Raw genomic sequence first — 1,009 nt, 5'->3', positions numbered from 1 at the left:
TTATTGACGGGACTAAGATTGAAGCCAATGCCAACAAGTATAGTTTCGTGTGGAAGAAAGCGACAGAGAAATTCTCCGCCAAACTTCAAGAACAGATACAGGTCTATTTTCAAGAAGAAATCACTCCCCTGATCCATCAAGCTATCGAACTGGATACACAAGAGCCTATCTCCTCAGAGCAGTTGATTGAATTCTCTCAAATCCTTGAAGAAGAATTGGAAAAACTGAACCAGGACATTGAGGAGACACCCGTTAAAGGAAAGGATGAGCGTAAAACCAAACGTCGTAAACTCAAGAAAGTCTTGCGCAAAGTCAAAGACGATTTTTCAGTACGTGCTGAAAAATATGAGAACTATCAGGAGACATTTCAAGGGCGTAACAGCTTTTCCAAAACCGATTCAGATGCCACTTTTATGCGGATGAAGGAGGATCATATGAAAAATGGCCAACTAAAGGCTGCCTATAATCTTCAAATCGCTACTGAAAATCAATTTGTTCTTCACTATGACGTCTTCTCAAATCCGACAGACACTAAAACTCTTCTGCCATTCCTTGAAACCTATCCACATGACGTACAGACAGTTGTCGCAGATGCTGGATATGGAAGTGAAGAGAACCTCCTTCGTTTAGATAAAAAGCAGGTAAACCATCTGATTAAATATGCCATGTTTGATAAAGAACAGAAGAGAGGATATAAACAGTCAGCTAGAAACTTAGGGAATTGGCACTATAATGACAAGGAGGATAGCTACACACATCCTAATGGTTGGTGCTATCGTTTTCACCATATCAAATATCAGAAAACACAGACGGACTTTCAACAGGAAATCAAGGTTTACTACGCAGATGAACCTGAATCAGCTCCTCAAAAGGGACTGTATGTTAATGAACGCTATCAGCACTTAAAAACTAAAGAATGCCAGACGCTTTTATCTCCCCAAGGTAGACAGATTTTCGCTCAACGCAAGATTGATGTGGAACCTGTCTTTGGGCAGATAAAGGCTTGTTT

The 1,009-nt window shown here is 40.3% G+C and carries 1 protein-coding gene; it reads left to right on the top strand.

All coding sequences use genetic code 11. The annotated features are described in order from the left end of the window. The coding region (locus QM865_RS09115; protein WP_414306506.1) for a transposase at positions 1 to 1,009 on the top strand (1,009 nt) is incomplete at both ends.

Source organism: Streptococcus mitis, from assembly GCF_047462815.1.
Lineage (GTDB): Bacteria > Bacillota > Bacilli > Lactobacillales > Streptococcaceae > Streptococcus > Streptococcus mitis_DO.
The sequence above is the reverse complement of the archived record's forward strand: the minus strand, read 5'-3'. Positions and strand labels throughout refer to the sequence as shown.